The following is a 21,053-nucleotide window of genomic DNA, read 5'->3' as shown; positions in this document are numbered from 1 at the left end:
TGTATTAAAATCAAAAAAAATACGTAATACTTATAGGACTTTTGTCCGAAGAGTCGGATAAGGAACCTATTAATTGAAATTTGAAACTTGCTATTCTTAAAATCGGAATAGCTATATCCAAGTGTAAGACTAATCAACATAAAAAATAAATTAATAAACATTAGCCAAGGGCGACTATCCCCAACTGTATGCGATGAAGTTAATACGACGGTTATTATTAGAAAAATAATTAATTCAGTGATTATCTTTCTAAGTATATTTAATTGGTTTGATTCAAATAATCTTTCAGGTTCTGATAATTTGAAAAAATTAATCCCTATGACTACAATAAAAACAATAGCGGTTAGTGTAGAAATTCCAGATATATTCAATAATTTTAAATACTCCACTGAGTCATCTCCAAGTCCTATTAAACCTACAAACTTAGGTATTATTGCTTTTTTTATACTAATTCTATATCAAATATCGGTTTCAATCTTCTTGTAAGATCATCATTTATTTCCGGAACAGTAATAAAGAGTCGTTCTCTTGCTCTACTTAGAGCTACATAAGATATTCTATGTTCCTCTTTTTTCTTCAAGTCTGGATTTAAAAAGACTTCCAATGCATCTGAGGAATTAAAAACAATAAGGACATTATCAAATTCGTCGCCTTTTGACTTATGAATCGTCTTATGCTTACTAAAATCTTCGCTAATATTGACACATAGGGTTAACTGTTCATAAGTATTAGTTTCATAAAAAGTTGCAGCTGCCCCTCTACCTAACTTAGATATCTCTGTCTTTACATTATTTTTTACTAATAGATAAAAATCATATAGTGGTTTATTTTTGTAATTGTCATACTTTCCTAGAAGTAGATGAAGCGACTTTAATGCTATCTTCTTTCTTTCATCAGTATCATTAATATCTCCATCTAAACTTTCAAGTTCTTTAATTGCCTTTTTTATATCACCTTCGCGGGCATACTCTACGGCTTTCAAACAACTTATTATTACTTTACTTCTGTATTTATTACTGCTGGAGGATTTATCTACATTTATAAATTCTTCAATTAGCTTATCATTCATATATTGTTCATTATAATCTCTTCTCATTGCATTAGATGTTGGATTATCACGTGATAGTGAGCAAATATCTTCATCTTTGTTGCAATATTTTTTTACCCAATCTAATGCGGCCATCCTGTTGCCAACTAAAAGTTTTGGAATATCTCCCTCAATATTTCTAATTTTATTTTGCTTAATATCTTTCCGAATTATATTTAAAATATCTATTATAGAATTTGTACTTCTTCGGTTATCCTCCATGACATAATCTACTAAACCAGGCAATTTAAAAGAGGAAAACTGATCGGGATTTGCACCTTGAAATCCGAAGATAGATTGAGCCTCATCGCCAATAATTCCAACAATTGTTTCCTGCGCACCAATTAATTTCAGTATCTCGATTTGTATTGGATTTGTATCTTGAAACTCATCAATAAACAAATAAGGAAATTTAGATCGTATTACATTTAATATAAACGGATACTTCTTTAAAAGTTGATAGCTAAATAAGAGGACATCATTATGATCAAGTATGCCCTTTAACCAATAAAGTTTTTTGTAAGCGAGCAAATCTAAACTAAGGATATTTAAACAAGTTTTATTTAAGTACTTTTGTTCATCCTCCTCGTTAATATAATATGCCTGTTTGTTATCACAGGTAAGTGAAATATCTCCATTTTTGTCTATGTGATATTTTAAGCTCTTTAGCCATCGTGTAACGCTTTCAATATTTTGACGTAGTTTAATCAGTTGATTAACGGAATATGGATTTACTAACTGATCTGAATTAGGATGAGTTTCAATCCAATGTTTTACTTTCTTAAAATGAAGAACCGGATCTTGATGTCCATCCATTTTTTTGATATTTAGTTCATATTCATTACCGAGGTAAGATGCATACGGTTTTAATAAATGTTTGTACAAAAAACTATGTAAAGTCATAACTTCAACTTGATGTATATTAGTTCCTAATCGTTTTAAAATTGTATCCACTGCAATGTTAGTGTATGTAATGCAGGCAATTTTTCGTGTTTTTTTTAGTCTTTTAGTTTGATGAAGGACATTTTTAATGTGATTTATGAGCCAGTAAGTTTTTCCGGCTCCAGGACCGGCAGCTATTCGAAAGTGCTCCTCAGTAGGGATTAGTGTTTCAGAATGTATTTTTATCATTTAAGTACCCAAGTTATTGCTTCCTTAATATAATGGGGAACAACGAATTCTTGATATCCATCTTTCCCTTTTTTATTGATATTGTCTGTTAGAATATAAGCCAGTTCCAATGCGTTTTCTCCTTTTCCAATTGAATTTAAGTAGCGGGATGCGATAAGTGCTCGTTTCTTTTCATCTATGCTCCATGTAGTATTTGAGCTAATACCTTGCAAAATCCTTTCATTTTCTTTACTAACTCTAAGGAGACCTTTAAAAGCTTCTAACTCTGCACCCGACTTATATAATTTCATCATTGTTTTTAATTCTTCTTGATTTTTCATCGACTCAGTAACAAGCAATTCAAACGATGGATTGTGCAGAATTAAATCATACTCAAATGTTGTGCCTTCCTTTTCATCCTGACTAAAAAAGGAAATGTTAGGATGTCCTTTTTCTGGAAATAAACTATATGAAGGATTGTGCTTATAATCATATTTATCTTCTTGCACACCGTATTCAAATGGATAACACTTGCTATAGCTAGCACCGTTCTTCTTTTCCTTTCTCTCGGGATCTCGATCTGTTATGCATGCTATCTTTTTATTGATGCTATATGGGTTGGTCGAGCTAAATAAATTTAAAAAATGATCAAAGAATCTTCCTCCAACATTTACAATTGCTACGTGATTTTCCTCCAACGAAAATCCTTCATATCTAGCTAGGGTAGAAAATAATAGTTGCTCAGCCAATCCCTCGACTAAAATAACTTTCTGGGCAAATAACATATCAGATTTAGTAGCATCAAGAAATCTTTGCACATATTTTTTGCTTTTTTCATTTTTTTGGAATACTTTCCCGGGATAACCCACACTTGTCTCACCATTCTCATTATGCAAACAGATCATTTCATCTAAAGATACAGAGGATGTAATATGGGTTGAATGTGTTGATACGAAAATCTGCCTGACTTTCTTCTCTTCTTTATTTTTTAATAAGAATTTTAGAAACTGATGCTGCATAGCTGGATGTAAGTGTGCTTCTGGTTCTTCAATTGCTAAAACTGGAAAGACTTTTGCGTTACTCCCTAGATAGTTACCATCTGAACTAACTTGCATCTTAGATAACAATAGTGACATGAAAATCAGGTTATTGTATCCCAATCCGTTATGCGTTGCTGGGATCTTGATTCCGATTTCATACTCAACTATCAACTTTAAAGCTGAAAACATTTCAACATCAGAGATACTTCCATCAAAACTTGGATTTGCTTTATTAAAAGATGCACCAGTATCTTTTGCATAAGATAAAATATGTCCTTTACCTAGCTCCATTCTCTTTATAAGATCCAAGATTAACGAATCTGCTCCATCAGAAAAGGTTTGTTTTTTTAACTTGATTTTTTCTGTTTTTTGCTCCTCTGTTAGCGTTCGGTCTGACTTTATATCGTAGTCCATATAGAAGTCTAGTACATCTCTGAGAAGGGTATTTCTACCAGAGAGCATGTCTCTTTCTACATCTCTAATTGCATCTAAAAATTGAAAATCAAATTTTTGCATTGATTCATTATCCGCTATGTTCTGATTGGTTACATTGCCTCCCCAGATCTTATTTACATATAGTCTTAGAAAATCCTGTTGAACGATTTTCCAAGCTTTCTCTTTATCGGTGACATTACTAAGTGCCCTAATATACTTTTCAGTTTCTTTCTCAGGAAGATAAAATTCATATGTCAATAATGCCTCATAGGGCTCTTCGAGCTTGATTAACCAGTTTGCTACAGTAACCAGGTCATCGGAATGGAGTTCTTCGTTTTCACTTTGTTTTAAAGTTATGCATATTCGTATTCTGGGTGGATTTTCTTTCAATTCCTCAAGAGAGGTATTTTTATTAAAATCATGAATTTCTAATCTCTTTTTACCACTGGAATTTAAAACTAAAGCTAATGCATTAATTAGATTGGTCTTTCCTGCATTATTATGACCAATGATCACATTAACACCGTCGTTAAACGTGATTTCCTTTTCTCTGAAATTTCTGTATTTTTCAATTTTAACTTTAAAAATATACATATGTACCCCCGATTCTTGCTTAAATATTATTTTATTAGATTAACGTAATGAACTTATTATTTAAGAGAGAAACCCTTTGCTCTTTAATCGGTTCAATATCATTTCCATATTACTCATACTTTTTAAATTAGCAATATTAAAGTAATCAGAGAACATAGCACTCAAGGGCTTCGCAAAGTTAAGCACAATTTCTTCGACAATTAGATTAATATACTTGTCATTCTTACATGACCTCTGCTCTAAATAATCATATAAGTTAACTTCAGTACTGCTATAATGAAGCATATTTCTTAAAGTTCTACATTCCTCGGAAATGCTCGCTTCATAAGCATTCATAAGATCCAGTACCTTACTTTTACATTTATGATTCATCTCTAAAAAATAATCGGGAAGATATTTTTGAATATTTTTTAAATTATCCATTACTTGGTCTATTTTCATTGTTAGTAATCTTAATAAGATATACCCTGCGTTATTGAGAGTAAGTACATTTCCAACCGAAATGTTATCCTTCAGCCAAATACAGGTTACTAATTCCTGCTGTATTAATAGGAGTCTTGTAATAAGAGTATTCTTCTTCTTATCACCTGTGAAAAGTGAAGTATGGTGAATATCTTTTTCACTATATCGCTGATCGTCTGCTAATATTATCGGTTTTGGAATAGCAAATTTAAGCCTACCTTGAGATAAATTCGATATGTGCTGTAAAAATTCTGTGCTAATGTTTCCTATCTCTCGAAAAAACGAAAAAATTTCTATTGCGAGATTATCACTTTTAAATAATGTCGTATCATAATAGAGATATGTAGGATAAAGTGTACTTCCTTTAAGATTCCCATCTTCCAGATAGAATCCCAGGTTGTTTACATCATCACCATATTTCTCAACATGAAACTCCAATATTTCTTAATGCATCTTTAGGTTATTACTACTACTTAATTTTACTTTATGCCGAATTTTTTTGATTTCCGTGTTCAGTTCATAAGAAGAGCCAAGTATTTCTTTGTTGATTTGGTAAAGAACTAAACAAACATCTCTTGCAATTGAAAATACGGGAACTGCCGTGAATTTTTTATTCCCTATAAATTGTAAAAGCGATATTATACCTGATAAGTCACAATATGACGTACGTAAAGCAGAAAATTCGAATGAATTTGTTTCCATTCTTTCAGTCATATGACTTCTATTACCTCCTTTTATTTCTATAACTTTTTGTAAGCGATTATTCATAAAATTCCCTAACATCATTTGTTATCCAAATTATAACATTATACTTAAAGGATCTACATAATTATAAATTTTATTTCCCTGAAAAAAAGGCTTAATACCTCTTTGAGAAAAACATCAAAAAATACGCCCAGTTAATGAAATCGTAAATACGTATAACCTTGCTTATAATGCTGAATTTTTGATTTAAGAAACAGTGGTTAGGTTATCAATCATGATAAGATCGTTAACACACTTAGTGACCGTGACCTCTGTTTTATGTCTTTGTAAATGAATTTAGACTATGGACCTAAGTAATGCAATAAGAATGAACGTTCTCTAAAGATAATGTGCTTATAATGAAATTAACAGCTGTTACAAAAGTGTCAAATTCCAACGATAAGCAAACGCATCCGTACAAGTTCTTGTCTTAGTTCGAGAAACGGATGTGTACCAATAATATTAAAAATTCACTCGTCCCTCGACAGACCTCGTTCTCTTTACAGCTCCAGCATCTTGCTAGAGATGGATCACCATATTATTCTCTCGAGCCTTCTTTACGCCGAACTTAAAACTTAACAAAAAATCATACAGTTTGAGGCACTCATCCATTCCTTAAATCATTGAACTAACCTACCCATTTGTTTAATGATTAAGAACAAAATAACGATCAGATAAACACCTAATCGGCATGAGAACATCTTCTTGTCCACACGGTGATCGGTTCAAGTTCTTGTCTTTTTACAACTACTACGATTTAGGCAATGTGTTCGTCCCCTTATTACAAAAGTATATTCCCCCTTTCCATTAAGGCTATAGTTCCTGTTGAAATACTTTTGAGCATTACTCAATAGAGACCACCACTTCCACTTAGATAGTTTCTAACCGGAAATGGGAACATGTTCTTGTCCATTTCGGCAATCGGTAGAAGTTCTTGTCCTCAACTGCCAGTTTCACTCTGATATTTCGCTTTTTTAATGTCTAGCTGATCGTGTTTAACCTTTCAGCGTGTCAGTTTTCCTTTAACAATTTGAACATTGTTAATTATTATGGTACTAAATGAAGTTGTAAGTGCGTGTGCTTAATATTTAGATATAGACCTAATCGGCAATAGGACTATGTTCTTGTCCATTCCGGTAAACGGTACAAGTTTTTGTCCCCAACTGCAAATTCCAGTACCAATATTTCGGTTTTTAATGCCAAGCCGCCCATATTTTCTTCACATCGTGTCCATTGTTCCAAAATGCAGTATTAAGTGCATACGCTGATTATTAAGATATCCATCTAACCGGCAATCGGATAATGTCTTGACTTCAACAGCTAGTTCCCGTAACAATATTACGCTTTCTTAATACCTATTGCCCGTGTTTATCTCTAAATCAAGTCATTCGTCCCATTAGAAATGTAAAAATTGACCTGCACTATGCTGACTATTGAGACTTTAATTATATCGCTTTTTTATTTAGACACAGATCTAATCGGTAATCGGATTATGTTCTTGTCCATTCCGGCAATCGGTACAAGTTCTTGTCCTTGGCTCGGGACACGAACTTGTACCGATAAATTAAAAAAGCCGCTAAATTAGCGACTTCAATGGGACTATGTTCTTGTCCCTCGACACTTGTACCGTTTCTCACTTTCATTCCAAGAAGGTACGCTAATTTCTTTACTTCTATTCCCTGCGGTTTCCATTCAGGCACAGAAGAAATTCTCACTGAACTGAAAAACCAGTTTTTCAAGTATCCAGGAAAGCCCCCATATCAATACTTTTACGGCTGGAAGGTTGCTTATCCCTTTTACCCATAAAAAAACCTCCATTCAACAAGATTAAGTCTATCTCACTAGATATCTTTTTTCTCCTATCTACTAGAAGGGGATAACGCCGACTTAGCGCCCTTTGGTTCATAACAAACAAATTGAAAAACTAATATTCACTTCTTCTCTTGATCAAACCAATTATTTTCTACCATGTATGATACACTTTCTTCGATGGTTTCCAACAGTGTATGTCTTGGTTTATAGCCAATAAGTCTTTTTCCTTTTTCAATGCTAAAGTTCCCGCTACGGGCGATGTGGTAATAGGTCCGATCAATATAATCCGGATTTTTTGTATAATCACACCATTCATTCCACGAAAGGAACTTGATTCTTTCCTCCTGCCTAAAGTAACGGTACATCGCTTGTGCATAGCCTAATAGAGTAATTGATTCTTCGGCTACCGCATGAAAACTCTCTCCTAAGGCCGCCTTACGATGAGTTATTGCATTAAAGAAAACTTGAGCTACATCGTCTGAATGAACATGATGTAAGGTTTCCATTCCGAAATTCGGAAGAGCAATTTCTTCGCCTCGTGCAATTTTATCAAAGACCATGTAGTCATGATTAGCCATTGGGTTCATAATGACCCAACCAGGACCCGAGATTTGACCTGGCATAATAACCGTTTCAGGGAAACCCTCTTGCCGATAAATGTGATGCAGGTACTCCTCGCTTTTTGCTTTCTGTAGGCCATATTCGTCCAATGGAAACTTAGGTTGATCCTCCACAGTGGGAAAGGTTGTCGCTTGCCCATGAGCCCAGATTGAAGAACAGAACACATAATGGGCAAGATTTGTGTTTTTAAGGGCTCCTGTCATGCGTTTTGTATCCTCTAGGGAAAAGTTAATTAGATCAACTACAATATCTGAATTCAATGTAGCTATTTTCTTCTCAAAGTCTCCATTTAATTCGTTCTCTCGGTCAATAAGCATCGGTTTAACCTCTTCCCATGCAGGATCTGCTTTGTAGGGTTTGCTCTGACCACGAGTAATGTTAATAACCTCATGCCCCGCCTTGACTAACTTAGGCACAAGATACGTTCCGATATGGCCACTACCACCAATTACTACAACTTTCATGGTATTATTCCTCCAGTTTTCCAAGTTTTGCCAATCTTCCCAATGGCATTTTCGTTGCTTCCCCATCATTATTGTGATGGACCTCTTCAGTTCCTGCTTCGAGTGCTTTTTGATAATAGTTACGTTTGAATTCGATGCACTCTCGGTAGACTTGCAATTCTGCTATTTGTCTGTCAACTTCATCTTTCCTCTGCTTAAACATATCGAATCGTTTCTGTATAGAAGCGTCACCTTCTTTGGTCCAATCGATAAATGTCCGAATATCTTTAATGGACATTCCCGTTTTTTTCAGGCAATATATAACATGCAAAAATTCTAAGTCTGATTCATCAAACAATCTTACTCCGTGTTCATTTCGTTTTACAAAAGGTAATAGTCCTTCTTTTTCGTAATAGCGTAATGTATATGTCGAAATGTTCATCTTTTCAGCTAACTGTCCAATGGTGAAATTCAAATTTTCCCCTCCTCGTTTAATTTGAACTTACTTCCTCCATCTCATCCCTCAATTTTAACCTGGTCACAACTATGTTGAATCTGTTTCACCCAGTAAGCTTAACCAGAGTATAGGGCTTAGAGTTAACTGTAAGTCAAACTACCTATTTCTAATGATAGATGCCTTGTGAGCATTCTTTAACAACTACTCAAATGGATCGCAGTTTTAAAAGTAGCTATACATATGATCAGTTTCATTTTCTATAATATCGATTAAGTATGTGATATGCATACAATTAACATGTAATGTATGATCAAATAAAATAAAAACAACCTGTCCTCCATGAAGTTTTTTGACTCCCCTTGTGCAATTGATTAGATACCAATATTTGAAATGACTCAAGCAACCATTCTCTAGTTTTGTAACGTTCATTAAACACAGCTGCCCATTAGTTGAATGGATTAACGGGCAAAGTAACGATTAGATATACGCCTAATCGGCAATAGTAATATGTTTTTGTCCAGTACGGTAATCGGTTCAAGTTCTTGTCCCTAACAATGACAAATCAGCACTAAGTACGATATCTGCATATCTTTTCCTTCCCTTGATCCAAAATCACATTCAGCTTCCTTCCCTTTTCTTTGCTAAAGTACTTGTTAACGAACTTGTTTTATCTATTTCAAATGGGATTACAATTCCAGCGGAAAACCTCTTAGCGTTGAAGCTAGTCTCTTGATCATAATCCATCAAAAGAGACTCACTTCTACACTTAGATATCCATCTACTCGGCAATCGGTACAAGTTCTTGTCCTTGGCTTGGGACAAGAACTTGTACCGATAAATTAAAAAAGCCGCTAAAATAGCGACTTCAAAGGGACCATGTTCCTCACCCTCGACAAACGACGGTAGCCGATCATCTAAGTCGGTACCGTCGTTTTATGGTAGAGTTATTAATTTCTATTAATTGAGAAATTCATGCACTATCGTCCAAAAGTTCGACTAAAGGACTGTCCCGACTGCACAATCTGACGTACACCTTTTAACCGTTTAGACTCATATTCCAAAAGAGCCTCGGCTCCTTTCGTTCCTTGTATTCCCTCTGCAACACAATCGGCCAGAGTTGCAGCATCTTGTAATGATGAATTAAATCCTGATGCTGTTAGTGGCGTAAGTACATGGGCTGCATCTCCAACAATTGCGATACGGCCTTTCACAAGTGTGTCAGGAACATATTCAGCAATAGGTGTTCCTATGAGGTTACGAGTATGAATGCTATGAAGGATCGCAGCTAACCACGGCTCGGGCCATCTTACTGAGGCTTGTTTAGCAAGCTCAATCAGTGTCTCTTCTGGTATGTCAGCAGCATTCAGTGAATGCCGCACAACGTTGCCTTCTACACATCCAAGACGACGTAACAGATCATTTCGGGAGTTATCGTACCATGCCCATCCTAAACGTCTATACCCTGGAGCGTAGGAGCCATCTGTTCCAGCGACGATACTACCGAGTAAAAAGTCACCAATTCCATCGGGCATTGCAACCCTAGGGGCATTGAGAGTAGGCCGGTGCTCTTCAGGGATATCCTTTTCTTCTACAAGAGCTACCCATATCATGTATCCCGCAAAGGTCGCGTTTGGTTTATGCGGAGCAACATGGCGGCGCACCGTGCTGCGGTGACCATCTGCACCAATCAAAATATCTCCGTAGTATTTCTCCCCTCTATTCGTTACAACCCAAGCAGCTTCCACGTCCTGGTCAACAGCATGAACACCGCTATCATAATGCAAGTCGATTCCAGGATTAGCTTTTGCTTCTGCGTACAATCGCGATTCTACAGATGACCAAGCCTCAACAGACTTGACTCCGCCTGAGGCAAGTTTCCTTAAAACTTGTGCTGTTACTGTTCGATCCATATCTCCACTATCGACTTGAAGAACTGCTCCGCTGCGTGGCTTCGCCCCCGCTCTCTCTAAAAGAGTAACCTGTAATCCAGCTCTTGCAAGCGCGATTGCAGCCATTAATCCGGAAAGCGACGCACCGACAATTACAGCAGATTTGCTGGTATTATTTTTATTCACTATATTTTCTCCCTTATTCAGTTCCATTACTGCTGATCAGTCGCTTGTTTTCTTACCGGCTTATCCATATAGATTCTCAGTAAGATAAAGACCAGGCCCAAGATTAGAAATAGTAGTCCTCCAAGTACGATGTATCGGGTGCCCATCCCTGAAATAAACAATCCACCCACAGTCGTTCCAATGGTTATGCCCAAGTTACCGGAGGTCAGAAACAATCCATTAGCGAACTCCGGAGCTTCTGGTGCTGCAGACGTAATCCAATATTGACTAATATTATTGGCTATTGCATATAGTACTCCCCATATCACGACAATGACGAACATTGGTGCTGTGAACTGGCCCATCAGGAATAATAAAATGTAAACTGCGCCAAATACAAAGGGATAAATTATTATCGATTTAGCAGCATCTTTAGAAAGTAATTTCCCGCCAAGTACGTTTCCCAGCAGACTTGCTACACCGAATATAATTAACATTAGACTAAGGGCATTTCCCGAAACATGTGTAATGGTCTCAAGATACTCCGCAAAGTAACTATACACCGAAGCTGTTGCTGCGTTTATAAATACGACAGCAGCAATGGATTGCCAAGTCTTCGACTTTTTCAATACACTTAATTGCGCACCATAGGAAAGTCTTTCTTTCACTGGCATTGACGGGACAAAAAGTAATACACCAATGAATGCTATAGCATTCACAACGGCAAAAAACGTCATCGCCATATCAAGCGAAGCTACACTAGCGATAAAGGTTGTGATGGGAACACCCAGGACAATACCTGCAGATACGCCTAAAATAACTTTTGAAACAGCTTTAGGAATATCTTTCTCACTCACCGAGCTTGCTGCTGCTGTCAAAGCAATCGAAATATAGACAGGATGCAAAAATGCAGGAATTACACGAGCAATTAAAGCAATTGTAAAGTTTGGTGCAAATATTGAGACAATGTTACTTAGAACGAATACACCAAGGACAAATAACAACACTTTTCTGCGATCAAAACCAGAGAATAGTAACGGAAGAATGGGACCAGATATGGCTACAGCAAGTGCAAAGAGACTCACTAGTAATCCAGCTTGTGACACACTCACATGGAAGTGTTCAGCGATTTGAGGCAATATCCCGATAACTCCCATTTCAGTATTTAAAATACCGAAGACACCCAAGGTTAATATGAAAATAAACAAACTATTTCGCTTAGACATTTAAACATCTCCAATCTATATTTTAGAATTCAGTCTTTCATGGACCATTGACTCAAATAATTCTTAATATGCTATTCTCCTTCGCAGATATAATTTAAATCGCTAGAAATTTAATTCATACAAGTGTTTTATGCCACTCATGTGTATTTATTATATATGAAATTTGAATCTTCACAATCACCAAAATCTCATAAATCGTGTATTAATACACACTTCTCTTGGATCTGTGAATGTTAAATTCCATTTGCAAGGTTGGGTTATCTAAGATCTAAAATATTTGAAATTTCCTCATGACAAAAAAAGTATAGTCCCTCCATATGAAGGGACTATACTTGTCTGTTTACTTTTTATAAGCCTTAAATCTTTAGATGTTGAACCTCATGGTATTTAACGAATTCACCCTCGCCATATCGTTTGGACGGTTGAACAAACTTTCGTTAGTATCCAAAGTTTGAATCAGGTCCATATCTTCTTCTTTTAAATTAAAATCAAATATATTGATATTCTCGATGATTCTCTCCTTACGCACGGATTTTGGAATCACGACGATTCCCCTTTGGATTAACCATCGTAAGATGACCTGAGCAACAGATTTATTATATTTTTGTCCTATAGCTACCAATACTTCATTGTTAAAAATATCTTTTTTCCCTTCAGCAAAAGGACCCCAGGATTCAATCTGAACAGTCTGTTCTTTCATAAACTGGGCACTTTCCGTTTGTTGAAGAAACGGATGTGTCTCCACTTGATTTACAGCCGGTTTAACTTTATGATGCAATATCAAATCCAATAACCGATCATTTTGAAAGTTACTAACACCAATCGCCTTGATCTTGCCTTCATGGTACATTTCCTCCATCGCTCGCCAGGAACCATAGATGTCACCATAAGGTTGATGAATCAAATACAAATCCAAGTAATCTAACTGCAATCTGTCTAACGCTTTCTCAAAAGCTCTTTTTGCTGTATCGTAACCAGCATCTTGAATCCATAGTTTTGTAGTGACGAATATTTCTTCTCTGTGTATCCCACTACGTTTAATTCCTCTCCCCACCGCCTGCTCATTTTGATAAGCTGCTGCCGTATCAATTAAACGATAGCCAGCCATAAGGGCATCATAAACAGCTTGTTCACATTCTTTTTCATCCTGGATTTGAAAAACACCAAATCCGAGAATCGGCATTTCCACGCCGTTATTCAACATTATTTTTTGCATTTTCTTATCCTCCTGCTTCCTACAATTAACCTATTTAATTAAAACCAAGTACTTGATGTGGGATATACGGTTCTTCCAAAAAACTAACTTCCTCAGCTGTTAAGGTAACCGAAAGAGCAGTTGCCGCATCTTCGAGGTGAGATTCTTTCGTTGCCCCAATGATTGGAGAGGTAACCGGCTCTTTCTGTAACAACCACGCAAGTGCAATCTGAGCGCGTGGGATGTCACGTTTTTTAGCCAATTCCGCTACACGTTCAACCACCTCTCTATCTGACTTCGATGATGTAGGGAAAAATCTTTTGCCGATTACATCATGTTCAGAACGATGTGTCGTTTCATCCCAATCACGCGTCAATCTTCCTTTGGCTAGTGGACTCCATGGAATTACAGCGATTTTTTCTTCCTTACATAGCGGTAGCATTTCTCGCTCTTCTTCACGGTATAAGAGGTTTACATGATTCTGCATGGATACAAATCGGGTCCATCCATTTCTCTCCGCCACATGGTTAGCTTTAAGAAACTGCCACGCGTGCATGGAAGAAGCACCAATATATCTTACCTTCCCCGCCTTCACCACATCGTGTAATGCTTCCATGGTTTCTTCGATAGGTGTGTGATAATCCCAGCGGTGGATTTGATACAGATCAACATAATCCGTGCCTAGTCTTCTAAGGCTATTATCAATTTCACTCATAATAACTTTTCGGGAAAGCCCCGTTGCATTTTGACCCTTATGCATCGGAAAGTAAACTTTCGTAGCCAACAATTTCATCCCGATTGGTATAATCCTTAAGTGCTCGGCCAATGAACTCTTCACTTGTTTCATCCGCATACCAGTTCGCTGTATAAAAAAAATTAATTCCCAATTCAAGAGCCTTTTTTATAAGAGGACGACTATGTTCCTCATCAAGTATCCATTTATGCTCCCACCGCTCTGCTTCCCCAAAGCTCATGCAGCCAAGACAGAGCCGGGATACATCTACACGGGTGTTCCCAAGTTTTACATAATCCATTTCCATTGTCCTCCAGGATAATATTTCCAACCTCGTCGCTGCAGTAACTACGGTTTTATGATCTTTAGTGTTTACATTATTTTTGCGAACATGCCCATTTTCTTATCACTTTTCATGCAATTCGTTCATCCACCTAATTACCACTTCAGTGGTTTTCCGTCTCTGAAGAACCCCCCGGAAGGTCCATCAGGTCCAATTGTTGCTAACCAAAGGATAGATTGCGCTGCTTGTTTTGGATTTTTTGGCGCTGAAGGCCCTCCCATATCTGAACTAACCCAACCTGGGCAGACTGCGTTTATCTTGATATCTCCTTGGAGTTCTGCAGCAAGTAATTGTGTCAATCCATTCATAGCAAGCTTAGATACCCTGTAAGCACCTGTTCCCCGAGAAGACATGTCCCGCATCGCGCCCATTTCAGAAGAAACATTTATAATCCTTCCGTAGCCTTGCTTCTTCATGAGAGTGATAAAGGAACGAACAACATAATAAACTCCAAAGAAATTCGTATCCATCGTGTTCTCAAGAAGCTCAGGTTCCATTGTTAACAGCTGTTTATTCTCATCAAAGTACACACCAGCATTGTTGATTAATACATCTAATCTCCCATACTTCTCATTGACTTCATCTGCAGCCTTGCGAATACTATCCTGATCACTAACATCCATTCTCAGAAACGAAACATCCAGATTGGATTCCTTCAGCTTTTGCGCAGCTTCACGACCTGTCTTGGGATCTCGGCATGCCAAAAGAACTCTAAAACCAGTCTGAGCCAATTGTTTAACCAACTCATAACCAATTCCTCGATTCCCCCCGGTAACTAAAGCAACCTGTATATCCTGTGACATTTGAACCCTCTTTTCTCTGCTGTATTTGGCAAGAAAGTATTCCGAGATTGCGTGTGTATAATTATATAGCTAATCAAAATACGATCAATCGCCAAGTATCCACTATTTGTGTATTACCGCTCGAATGCCAATATACTGTGCATTAAGTTCAAAATAATATGCATTGTCTCCAACTTCGCTTCACAGAAAAATTCAATCACAAATATACGCTCATTGTGTTTTATGGCACAAATCTGGACCTTTTGATAATTGTGAATAGTCTATTTTTAATATAATTTATACACACATGAGTGTTATCGCATTAATCATGAATCCGCAATCTCTAAATCGAATGAGCTCTATATAAAAACGTCCCATTATCATAAGATAAGGGACGTTTTTTCATTCCAGTTTATTTTTGTTCAAAGCTTACTCATTCCTGAACGCTTTTTAGACAGCGTCTTTGCCTCATGGATACATATAACTATAATGGATTGCTCACACGTTGACTCAGCGTGATCTTGGGAGGGCAAAGAAGCAGCGGACTTAATTGTTCCATCACTCTTGGGACATTCGGATGCTGGGTATGCTCTGCTACAGCTTGTTCGTTCACCCAACCGTCTAAGATATAGAACATATTAGGTTCTTCAATTTTTTGATATAGATCGTAGTAAAGACACCCTGCCTCAAGACGAGCAGGTCCGACAAGCTCCATGAGAAGTTCTTTTACCCTCTCGCGATTCGACGATTCGCATTGTACTTCACAGATGATATGTTGTTCCTCTGATTTCAAAGTTGTATTCATCAGTTTTTCCCCGCATACACTCGTGTCTGACCGCCATCGACTATCAGGTCAATGCCAGTAATAAACCCACTTGCTTCAGAGGCCAGAAAAACAACAGCATCACCAATATCTTCCGGCGTTCCGACTCGGCCTACCGGTATTTCACTCGTGACACGCTCCGCGTAATCAGTTACCTGTTCTTCTGTCATGTGCTGTTCGGTACGGTATCCCTCCGTTGGCACAACACCCGGGCTAACTGAATTTACCCGAATCCCCCGATGCTTAAGGTCTGTGGTCCAGCTGCGCGCAAGTGAGCGCACTGCTGCTTTGGTCGCTGCATAAACTGCAAATCCAGGAAGACCCATATCAGCCGTAATCGAAGCGTTCAGGATAACTGAAGCACCATCCTTGAGAATCGGAAGCATCGTCTGAATGGTAAAGATCACACCTTTGATATTGGCACCGAGCAAGTGGTCGATATCCCCTTCAGTGAGATCTTCGAATCCAATAGCTTTTCCTCCACCGGCATTTGCAAAGATGATATCAAGACTGCCATGTTCTTTCCGGATTGTCTCAGCAAGACGTTCCAAATCTTCTTTCTTAGTAACATCAACAGCGATGCCACGCACCGATGTTCCAAGTCGTGCCGCTGCCTGTTCAATCTGTTCTTGCCGGCGCGAGATGATATACACAAATGCCCCTGCCTCCGACAAGCGCTTAGCAGCGCCGTAGCCAATTCCTGCACTCCCCCCTGAGACGAGTGCAACACGTCCTTTCAAAGTGCTAGATGTCAGATTTACATTTTCCATGGACGAATCTCACTCTCCAATGTTCAAGTTTATTTGCAATCATATAAATTTCGTCAGGCTGAAATTAATTGTGGCCCTTGATGGTGTGCGGTACATATGGTTCTTCCATGTAGGCAACTTCTTCCGGTGTCAGCTCAACAGAAAGAGCAGCTACTGCATCTTCAAGATGCGATATTTTTGTAGCCCCAACAATAGGTGCTGTTACTGGTTCTTTCAGCAGCAGCCAAGCAAGTGCAATATGAGCTCGCGGAACACCATGTTTCTCTGCTAACTCAGCAACACGGTCTACAATTGCCCGATCGGTATCTGCTGTTGAATCATATTTAATTCTTTGAACCTGGTCATTTTCCGAGCGGAGTGTTGTTTCCGACCAATCACGAGTCAATCTTCCCGATGCAAGCGGGCTGTATGGAATAACCCCGATTCCCTCTTCCTTACAGAGGGGCAACATCTCCCGTTCTTCTTCACGGTACATGAGGTTCAGATGATTCTGCATTGATACAAATTTTGTCCAACCATTTTTCTCAGCTACATGTAATGCTTTTTGGAACTGCCAGGTGAACATGGAGGAGGCACCGATATATCTTGCTTTCCCAGATTTCACAACATCGTGCAATGCCTCCATCGTTTCTTCAATTGGGGTGTTGTAATCCCAGCGGTGAATCTGATAGAGATCGATATAATCTGTTCCCAGGCGTTTCAGACTTTTATCCACTTCGGTCATGATGGCCTTTCGGGAAAGGCCGGCACTGTTTTGACCGCTATACATAGGGAAGAATACTTTTGTTGCGATAACGACTTCATCCCGATTTGCAAAGTCCTTTACAGCGCGGCCAAGAAACTCTTCACTCATTCCGTCCGAATACACATTTGCTGTATCAAAGAAATTGATTCCGAGTTCCAGTGCTTTTTTAATAATTACACGGCTGTTCTCTTCATCAATGACCCATTTTTGTGGCCAGCGCTCAGAAGCTACACCTAGGCCCATCGTTCCCATGCAAACCCTCGATACATCCAAACCGGTATTCCCTAGCTTCGTATAATCCATTTGTCTTGTCCCTCTTTCTAATCAAGTAGTTTCTGCATAGTGAATCTAAGCATTAAATATCAAATTTAACGTTGCTGAGCCATCTGACGCTTGCAAGATCGTCAAATGAAAAGATAAGATTCTTTTTAGTATCCATTGTGGCAATCGTCTCCATATCCTCAGGACTAAGTTCAAAGTCAAAGATATTGAAGTTTTCGATGATTCTTTCTTTGTGAACAGATTTCGGAATCACTACGACGCCTCTTTGTGTTAACCAGCGTAAAATCACTTGAGACACAGATTTATTATTCTTTTCAGCAAGTGAAGCTAATACTTCATTTTGGAAGATATTATTTGTTCCCTGGGCAAAGGGCCCCCAGGATTGAATTTGAATATTGTTCTCTTTCATATAAAGAGCACTTTCTACTTGCTGGGTGAACGGATGTGTTTCAATTTGGTTTATGGCAGGAACGACCTCATTATGGTCCATCAGATCGGTCAGACGATCCAGCGGGAAGTTGCATACTCCGATTGCCTTGATCTCTCCTTCACGATACAATTCCTGCATAGCATGCCAAGAGCCATATACATCGCCAAATGGTTGATGAATTAAATACAAATCGAGGTACTCCACCTGCAATTTATCCAGTGATTTTGCAAATGCTTTTTTAGTATTCTCATAACCGGCATCCTGAATCCAAACTTTAGTGGTCAGGAATATTTCCTCCCTTGGCACACCACTCCGTTTGATTGCGCGGCCAACCGCTTCTTCATTGAGATATGCAGCAGCGGTATCAATGAGACGATAGCCTGCCATGAGTGCATCATAGACGCTTTGTTCACATTCATTTGCATCTGAAATCTGATATACACCGAAGCCGAGAATCGGCATTTCCACGCCATTGTTCAAAATCACTTTTTGCATAAAGCATTCACTCCTTTTAATTTAAATAAATTTACCGATTGAAGTAAATTCACATTGATGGTTTATTACCCTTTCGTGTATAATTATATATATAATCAAAATTTCATCAATCACTAAACCATCCCCATTCGTGTATTACTGCACAGTTTGATATAAATTGTGTATTTATCATCAAGGAAGTCAGGTGAACTTAACAATGCTTAAAATGGACAGAAGAAGTCTGAAATCTCAAGAGGCAATTAAAAAAGCTATCATAGAGCTGATGTCTGAGAAAAGTTTTGATGATATTACGATTCAGGACATTGCTGATAAGGCAAATGTTAATCGAAGAACTATCTATCTTCACTACATCGATAAATTTGATTTGCTGGATAAACTCATCGAGAATCATATCAATGAACTGAAGATAATTTGTGAAGTAGAAGCTGAAACGGACACCGTAGAAGGAAATGTAACTTGGTTCAGATACTTCGAGCGAAATTACTCATTTTTTTCAGCGATGTTAGCAAGTAAAGGGGCTCCTTTCTTCCGCAACCGTTTCCTTGAATTTGTCACTGAAGATATAAAGAATGGATGGGATATGTTTGAAAACAAGGACAGGGGAATCACCGAAGATATATTGGTCCAATTTATCTCTCCGGCTTATGTAGGGATTGTGGAGTGGTGGTTTATAAATGGAATGCCTTATCCACCTGATGTTATGGGGAAACAAGTGGGAATACTGTTAGAAAACAACCTCTCCTAAATCACGGTGTCTGTATTGCCGTCTGTTTGGGTGAGGGAAAGAAAATATAGTTAGGAGCCGTGCTCAGCGCGGTTTTTTTGACGATTATAAGGTGATTCCTTTAAAACTGCTAAAATAAAAACAATAACGGAGATAGCCTCCGTTATTGTTCCAGAAATATAATTAACTTATTGTTTAAGCAGCTGTTATTCGTATGAAAGACTAGTCGACAGGTGGCAGTAAGCGTTAATCTGTTCCTGAAGCTCAGAAACTTGCAATGGTAAGAAGTGCAGTTGCAAGCTTGGCTGGATCGCCAACCTACTTACCGTTCATCGATTCCCAGATCACACGGGTTTTTGCTGTACGCTCAGCATAGTCGTCGATGGATAACTCAGGCCAATTGGGTGAATTTGGTTCTAGTAACTCTGTGCGGAAAAAACAAGGTTCACCAATAGTTGTATGAATTTCGAATGGCTCCACGTCGAAGCGTAAGGACTCCATCCATCACTCAAGGCCGAACTTAGTAGCCGAATACGCACCACAAAAATCCTGTCCTACCAGACCGGCGAGCGAAGAAATTGAGATAATATGGCCGGAGCGCACCTTACGCATAACAGGAAGTACTGCCCGGCTAACATTCATTGGACCGAATAGGTTAGTGCTGATCTGTCGCTCAACCTGAGCCGGGCTCAATTCCTCGAAGAAGCCCGCACAAAAGTTAGCGGCGTTATTAACTAATACATCCACTCGGCCGAACTTTTCTATTGTTGTCTTGACCGCTGTTTTGGCGTCTAAAGGATTATTAACATCGAGTTGAACAACTAGAAGATTGTCCGACGCTCCGATTGCTTTGGTATTGTATAAATTTCATTCTCTGCATCAGTTACCTGAAGCTAGTTTCTGTGTTAGTGTCTTAGCCAAAGCCCTATACGAATCTCTTAGAACCATTATAAGATAATCTGGCTGCTTTGTTTCATAAATAATTTTTTTAGGAACTCATATAACAACACACTCGTACCAGTACCCCATTCTACTCGAATTGAATTATCCTACTGATTAGCATCTAAGACTGTTTCAGAAAAGACTAAATGAGCGTTTCCGTGTTGAATACCGGGAGACGCTCATAACGTTACATTCTTCATGTTCTCTCTGATAGACAAGCTTAAATGTCCAGATCTACGAAGATTGCGGCGTGGTCAGATGCAGCCTGCGCAGGGTTATTGATCTCCGGAAGGTGTGGAAATAGTGTACCGTTTCTACCTCCCCAAACGCCGGCGCGTTAAATGCCCCCGCCACGTGCGATTTGGAACTGTGCAGGTGACACCAAGATATAGTCAATTTTATCTTTGGCTTCACCGTTACCCCAAGTACCTGGCCGGCCTGCAAAATCGAAGCTCTCGATCTGACTCGCGTCTTTAAGATCTGAACCCTCCGCTAGGAGTGGGGATAATGAATCACGATCGGGACTATCGTTGAAGTCTCCTATCACTGCAATTAGGTCTTCATTAGAGGCACGAAGGCCTTCGTAGATTTTTCGCGAACCGGCTTCGCTTGCTTCTTTCGCAGTGCGTCATTGTCGGCATGGTTGCCATGTCCCTTAACCAACCATTGTTTTAGCAGGTACTTTTTAGTTAACATTCGTTCAC

Annotated in this window: 17 protein-coding genes and 1 pseudogene; 1 reads left to right on the top strand and 17 read right to left on the bottom strand. The window is 38.4% G+C overall.

Annotated features, from left to right (window positions below; translation table 11 throughout):
• Positions 1 to 442: 442 nt before the first annotated feature.
• The 15 genes and pseudogenes from CS562_RS31675 to CS562_RS31600 all read right to left on the bottom strand — a co-directional run bounded on the left by CS562_RS31675 (position 443) and on the right by CS562_RS31600 (position 18,683).
• Entirely contained in the window at positions 443 to 2,218 is a 1,776-nt protein-coding gene (locus tag CS562_RS31675; protein WP_099859321.1) for a UvrD-helicase domain-containing protein, read from the bottom strand.
• Positions 2,215 to 4,266, bottom strand: a complete 2,052-nt coding sequence (locus CS562_RS31670) for an ATP-dependent nuclease (protein WP_099859320.1) — start codon at positions 4,264 to 4,266, stop codon at positions 2,215 to 2,217. The genes CS562_RS31675 and CS562_RS31670 overlap by 4 nt, the downstream gene beginning before the upstream one ends.
• A gap of 60 nt (positions 4,267 to 4,326) precedes the next feature.
• Entirely contained in the window at positions 4,327 to 5,166 is an 840-nt protein-coding gene (locus CS562_RS31665; protein ID WP_099859319.1) for a hypothetical protein, read from the bottom strand.
• Positions 5,167 to 5,172: 6 nt separating this feature from the next.
• A complete protein-coding gene (locus tag CS562_RS31660) occupies positions 5,173 to 5,442 on the bottom strand; it encodes a hypothetical protein (RefSeq protein WP_099859318.1) in 270 nt (89 codons plus the stop codon).
• A gap of 1,961 nt (positions 5,443 to 7,403) precedes the next feature.
• Positions 7,404 to 8,369: an NAD-dependent epimerase/dehydratase family protein gene (locus tag CS562_RS31650; protein WP_099859316.1), complete on the bottom strand. Its 966-nt coding sequence runs from the start codon at positions 8,367 to 8,369 to the stop codon at positions 7,404 to 7,406.
• A gap of 4 nt (positions 8,370 to 8,373) precedes the next feature.
• The gene (locus CS562_RS31645) at positions 8,374 to 8,823 is read right to left on the bottom strand and encodes a MerR family transcriptional regulator (RefSeq protein WP_099859315.1); all 450 of its coding nucleotides are present in this window, start codon (positions 8,821 to 8,823) and stop codon (positions 8,374 to 8,376) included.
• Positions 8,824 to 9,782: 959 nt separating this feature from the next.
• Entirely contained in the window at positions 9,783 to 10,880 is a 1,098-nt protein-coding gene (locus tag CS562_RS31640) for an FAD-dependent monooxygenase (RefSeq protein ID WP_217504778.1), read from the bottom strand.
• 26 nt (positions 10,881 to 10,906) lie between these two features.
• Positions 10,907 to 12,085, bottom strand: coding sequence for an MFS transporter (locus CS562_RS31635; RefSeq protein WP_099859313.1), 1,179 nt, complete (start codon positions 12,083 to 12,085; stop codon positions 10,907 to 10,909).
• A gap of 364 nt (positions 12,086 to 12,449) precedes the next feature.
• Positions 12,450 to 13,301 (bottom strand): aldo/keto reductase, encoded by an 852-nt coding sequence (locus CS562_RS31630; RefSeq protein WP_099859312.1) that lies wholly within the window; start codon positions 13,299 to 13,301, stop codon positions 12,450 to 12,452.
• A gap of 34 nt (positions 13,302 to 13,335) precedes the next feature.
• Positions 13,336 to 14,314, bottom strand: a pseudogene (locus CS562_RS31625) (aldo/keto reductase).
• Between the two features lie 137 nt (positions 14,315 to 14,451).
• Complete coding sequence (locus CS562_RS31620; protein ID WP_099859311.1) at positions 14,452 to 15,159, bottom strand: SDR family oxidoreductase; 708 nt, start codon at positions 15,157 to 15,159, stop codon at positions 14,452 to 14,454.
• 463 nt (positions 15,160 to 15,622) lie between these two features.
• Positions 15,623 to 15,943, bottom strand: a complete 321-nt coding sequence (locus CS562_RS31615; RefSeq protein WP_099859310.1) for a putative quinol monooxygenase — start codon at positions 15,941 to 15,943, stop codon at positions 15,623 to 15,625.
• On the bottom strand, positions 15,943 to 16,731 hold the full coding sequence (locus CS562_RS31610) for an SDR family NAD(P)-dependent oxidoreductase (RefSeq protein WP_217504779.1): 789 nt from the start codon (positions 16,729 to 16,731) through the stop codon (positions 15,943 to 15,945). Before CS562_RS31610 ends, CS562_RS31615 begins: the two co-directional genes overlap by 1 nt.
• Before the next feature lie 64 nt (positions 16,732 to 16,795).
• Positions 16,796 to 17,779: an aldo/keto reductase gene (locus CS562_RS31605; RefSeq protein ID WP_099859309.1), complete on the bottom strand. Its 984-nt coding sequence runs from the start codon at positions 17,777 to 17,779 to the stop codon at positions 16,796 to 16,798.
• Between the two features lie 52 nt (positions 17,780 to 17,831).
• Entirely contained in the window at positions 17,832 to 18,683 is an 852-nt protein-coding gene (locus CS562_RS31600) for an aldo/keto reductase (protein ID WP_099859308.1), read from the bottom strand.
• Between the two features lie 196 nt (positions 18,684 to 18,879).
• Here CS562_RS31600 and CS562_RS31595 point away from each other — a divergent pair, with 196 nt between their 5' ends.
• Entirely contained in the window at positions 18,880 to 19,428 is a 549-nt protein-coding gene (locus CS562_RS31595; protein WP_099859307.1) for a TetR/AcrR family transcriptional regulator, read from the top strand.
• A gap of 483 nt (positions 19,429 to 19,911) precedes the next feature.
• On the opposite strand, the gene CS562_RS33635 is transcribed toward CS562_RS31595, so the two are convergent.
• Together CS562_RS33635 and CS562_RS33630 are read right to left on the bottom strand one after the other, a co-directional pair.
• Positions 19,912 to 20,253, bottom strand: a complete 342-nt coding sequence (locus CS562_RS33635; protein WP_257219670.1) for an SDR family NAD(P)-dependent oxidoreductase — start codon at positions 20,251 to 20,253, stop codon at positions 19,912 to 19,914.
• A gap of 433 nt (positions 20,254 to 20,686) precedes the next feature.
• Positions 20,687 to 20,896, bottom strand: a complete 210-nt coding sequence (locus tag CS562_RS33630) for an endonuclease/exonuclease/phosphatase family protein (RefSeq protein ID WP_246318164.1) — start codon at positions 20,894 to 20,896, stop codon at positions 20,687 to 20,689.
• Positions 20,897 to 21,053 lie beyond the last annotated feature (157 nt).

It is taken from the genome of Paenibacillus sp. LK1, assembly GCF_002750415.1.
Classification (GTDB): domain Bacteria; phylum Bacillota; class Bacilli; order Paenibacillales; family Paenibacillaceae; genus Paenibacillus; species Paenibacillus taichungensis.
This window is presented reverse-complemented; position numbering and strand designations above follow the sequence as displayed.

Bases quoted from the DNA above. Each gene is read 5' to 3' on its own strand.
- CS562_RS31675 (WP_099859321.1), bottom strand. From the start codon at position 2,218: ATGATAAAAATACATTCTGAAACACTAATCCCTACTGAGGAGCACTTT.
- CS562_RS31670 (WP_099859320.1), bottom strand. From the start codon at position 4,266: ATGTATATTTTTAAAGTTAAAATTGAAAAATACAGAAATTTCAGAGAA.
- CS562_RS31660 (WP_099859318.1), bottom strand. From the start codon at position 5,442: ATGACTGAAAGAATGGAAACAAATTCATTCGAATTTTCTGCTTTACGT.
- CS562_RS31650 (WP_099859316.1), bottom strand. From the start codon at position 8,369: ATGAAAGTTGTAGTAATTGGTGGTAGTGGCCATATCGGAACGTATCTT.
- CS562_RS31635 (WP_099859313.1), bottom strand. From the start codon at position 12,085: ATGTCTAAGCGAAATAGTTTGTTTATTTTCATATTAACCTTGGGTGTC.
- CS562_RS31630 (WP_099859312.1), bottom strand. From the start codon at position 13,301: ATGCAAAAAATAATGTTGAATAACGGCGTGGAAATGCCGATTCTCGGA.
- CS562_RS31620 (WP_099859311.1), bottom strand. From the start codon at position 15,159: ATGTCACAGGATATACAGGTTGCTTTAGTTACCGGGGGGAATCGAGGA.
- CS562_RS31615 (WP_099859310.1), bottom strand. From the start codon at position 15,943: ATGAATACAACTTTGAAATCAGAGGAACAACATATCATCTGTGAAGTA.
- CS562_RS31610 (WP_217504779.1), bottom strand. From the start codon at position 16,731: ATGGAAAATGTAAATCTGACATCTAGCACTTTGAAAGGACGTGTTGCA.
- CS562_RS31605 (WP_099859309.1), bottom strand. From the start codon at position 17,779: ATGGATTATACGAAGCTAGGGAATACCGGTTTGGATGTATCGAGGGTT.
- CS562_RS31600 (WP_099859308.1), bottom strand. From the start codon at position 18,683: ATGCAAAAAGTGATTTTGAACAATGGCGTGGAAATGCCGATTCTCGGC.
- CS562_RS31595 (WP_099859307.1), top strand. From the start codon at position 18,880: ATGCTTAAAATGGACAGAAGAAGTCTGAAATCTCAAGAGGCAATTAAA.